This is a genomic window from Acidocella sp. (assembly GCF_052326845.1).
GTDB lineage: Bacteria > Pseudomonadota > Alphaproteobacteria > Acetobacterales > Acetobacteraceae > Acidocella.
The window spans coordinates 1-2,712 of the sequence record NZ_JBKQJR010000132.1 but is presented as its reverse complement, the minus strand read 5'-3'; the positions used below and the strand labels follow the sequence as shown (position 1 = coordinate 2,712).

Here is a 2,712-nt window from a genome sequence, read left to right as displayed (position 1 = left end):
GACGAAGCGAGCATCGGCAAGCAAGTGCCAAGCACGGCGAGGCTGCGGGCGCGCACATCCGGGCCGGCAACGGCAATCACACCCTCGAACACGACCAGGATCGCGTTGTGCCCGTCGGGCAGCGGCTCTTTCAGCGTTTCCCCCGCCGGGAGCGTCACATCGAAGTAGCGGGCATCAACATGCGCGGCCTGCACCGGCCCAACCACACCGCTGCTGGTCGTCCCCGCGATCACGCGCAGGCTGGCGCCGCCGCGTTGCTCGCTCGGAATCTCGCTGGCGTCGAACTCGGCATAGGCGGGTGGCGTCATTTTCAGCCGCGCCGGCAGGTTCACCCACAGCTGGAAGCCTTTCATCAGCCCCTCCCGCTGCTCCGGCATCTCGGAATGGACGATGCCCCGCCCGGCGGTCATCCATTGCACGCCGCCGGCCTCGATGACGCCCTCATGGCCATGATTGTCGCGGTGGCGCATCCGGCCAGCGAGCATATACGTTACGGTGTCGAAGCCGCGATGCGGATGCTCGGGGAACCCGGCGATATAATCCTGCGCCTTATCGGTGGCAAAGAAATCGAGCATCAGGAACGGGTCGAGCGTATGCAGGCTTTGCGTGCCGATCATCCGCGTGAGCTTGACGCCCGCGCCGTCGGAGGTGGGCTGGCCAGGGGTCGTCATGACAACAGGGCGAACGCCCTGGGTTGAAGCAGCACGCATGTTTATCTCCTTAAGCTGGAAGCTTGACCCTTCAGCAAATTTATCCCCAACGGCGCCGCCAAGGGACGTATATTTTCGAACGCGCATCAATCTGGCTCCGCCACGGCGAGGGAGAACGGCGCCTGCTGCGAGCTGCGCGGCAGATAGACGAGCAGCGCCGCGAGCGCGGCGGCGGTCATGATGCCGGACATCGCCAGGGGACCGAAGCGCGGGAAGAGCACCGCCACCAGCGTGCTGGCCAGCGCCCCCATCAGCATTTGCAGCGAGGTGAGCAGCCCGCCCGCGGCACCCGCCAGTTCCGGCAGCGGCTCGAGCGCGCCATGGGCGGCGCTGGGGGCGGCCAGACCAAAACAGGCGGTCGCCAGCACCAGCAGCGGCATCGCCAGCGGCAAGGAGAAGGCGCCCGCAAGCGTCAGTCCCGCGAGCGTTCCGGTCACGAGCAGCGCCAGCAGGATAGCCGCAAGCAGGACCGTGCGCGGCGGAACGCCCTGGCGGGCCAGACGGCCATTGAGGAAGGCGCCGGCCACGATCCCGCCCCCGGTGCAGCCAAACAGAGCCGCGTAGCCCCCCGGGCTGACATGCAGGACATCGATCAACACCAGGGGCGAGCCCGATACGTAGTAACCGATGCGAGTGCCCCACCTCGCGGCGCGGGTTTATTTGCTGGACACTGCCTCCCTGAATTTGGGTGAGGTGATATTGTGGATAATGACGGTCCTAATGCCAGGCATCAGCACAGTCCTCAGGACGTTGAGTACCGCCGGGTTGAGCTGATCACTGGCCGGCGTCGGCGGCGGGATTGGACGCCGGATGAGAAGGCGGAGATTCTTGCCGCGAGTGTGGCGCCGGGATCGAAGATCGCGGAGGTGGCGCGCCGTTATGGGGTCAGCCGCGGCTTGCTTTGGACTTGGCGTCGTCAGGCGATGAATGATTTGGCGGCGGAGACGGTGCCGCGCTTTGTCCCGTTGCGCATTGAGGATGGGGTTGCCGAGCCCTCAGCCATTGCCTCGGAGCCGGCTGCACCGACTTCGGGCCGGGATCAACCCGCGGGATCGATTGAGATAGAGATTGGCCGTGCCCGAGTCCGGGTGGAAGGCGCTGTCGATCCGGAGGTTTTGCGGCAGGTGCTTGGTTTGATTGGGCCCGCACGATGATTCTGGGCATTCCGTCCCGGCCAGGGTTGCGGGTGATGGTGGCGTCCAAGCCGGTTGATTTTCGTAAAGGCATGGATGGCCTCGTGGCCATGGTGGCACAGGTACTGGCCGCCGACCCATTTGCCGGCGATGTGTTCGTCTTCCGGTCCAAACGAACCGACCGCATCAAGCTGCTTCTCTGGGATGGCTCCGGCCTCTGTCTGGTGACCAAGCGGCTGGAGGCGGGTGGCTTTACCTGGCCACCGGTGCAGGATGGTGCGGTCACGCTGAGCACCTCGCAGCTGCGCATGCTGGTTGCCGGCATGGATTGGACGCAGATACCAGCGCGCTCTGCGCCGCCAATGAGGCCAACGATCCCGGCAGAAAAATTACAGAAGGCGCCTTAATTTTCTAGCGAAGCGCGCGGCATGTTTGGTAACTTTCCGGCATGTCGGACGGCCAAAACTCCCCGCATGATCCGGTGCATTTGCTGGCATTGAACGCGGCATTGCGGGCAGAGAACGAGAACCTGCATGCGGTCGTGGCAGCTTTGAAGCGGGCCCTGTACGGTGCGCGATCCGAGAAGCAGGCTGAGCCGGCGAATCAGTTGCCGCTCGCCTTGGACGATCTTTCCGCCATGCCGGTGGAGCCAGCCAAACTGCCAACGCCAGCGAATTCCAACCGGCCGCCGCGGCCAAAAGCGGCGCGCAATATCGGCGGTCTGCCGGCGCATCTGCCACGAGTGGACATCACGATCGAGCCCGCGAGCAAGGCTTGCCCCTGCTGCCAAGGCAGGCTGCACATCATCGGCGAGGACGTCAGCGAGATGCTGGACGTGGTGCCGGCTATCCTGCGCGTCAAACGCATTC

The 2,712-nt window shown here is 64.9% G+C and carries 5 protein-coding genes; 3 read left to right on the top strand and 2 right to left on the bottom strand.

The features are described from left to right. Both ACLPJJ_RS08720 and ACLPJJ_RS08715 read right to left on the bottom strand, forming a co-directional pair. The coding region (locus ACLPJJ_RS08720; RefSeq protein WP_443590584.1) for a pirin family protein at positions 1–710 on the bottom strand (710 nt) is incomplete at its 3' end. A gap of 86 nt (positions 711–796) precedes the next feature. Next, on the bottom strand, positions 797–1,309 hold the full coding sequence (locus ACLPJJ_RS08715; protein WP_443590583.1) for a hypothetical protein: 513 nt from the start codon (positions 1,307–1,309) through the stop codon (positions 797–799). Positions 1,310–1,411: 102 nt separating this feature from the next. Between ACLPJJ_RS08715 and tnpA the strand changes: the two genes are divergently transcribed. The 3 genes from tnpA to ACLPJJ_RS08700 form a co-directional block, all read left to right on the top strand. Continuing rightward, positions 1,412–1,864 carry an IS66-like element accessory protein TnpA gene (tnpA, locus tag ACLPJJ_RS08710; protein WP_443590582.1) on the top strand — a complete coding sequence of 151 codons (453 nt, stop codon included), beginning with the start codon at positions 1,412–1,414 and terminating at the stop codon, positions 1,862–1,864. Continuing rightward, positions 1,861–2,250: an IS66 family insertion sequence element accessory protein TnpB gene (gene tnpB / locus ACLPJJ_RS08705; protein WP_443590581.1), complete on the top strand. Its 390-nt coding sequence runs from the start codon at positions 1,861–1,863 to the stop codon at positions 2,248–2,250. The genes tnpA and tnpB overlap by 4 nt, the downstream gene beginning before the upstream one ends. Positions 2,251–2,291: 41 nt before the next feature. Beyond that, a partial coding sequence (locus ACLPJJ_RS08700; protein WP_443590580.1) for an IS66 family transposase occupies positions 2,292–2,712 on the top strand: 421 nt, incomplete at its 3' end.

Bases quoted from the DNA above. Each gene is read 5' to 3' on its own strand.
- tnpB (WP_443590581.1), top strand. From the start codon at position 1,861: ATGATTCTGGGCATTCCGTCCCGGCCAGGGTTGCGGGTGATGGTGGCG.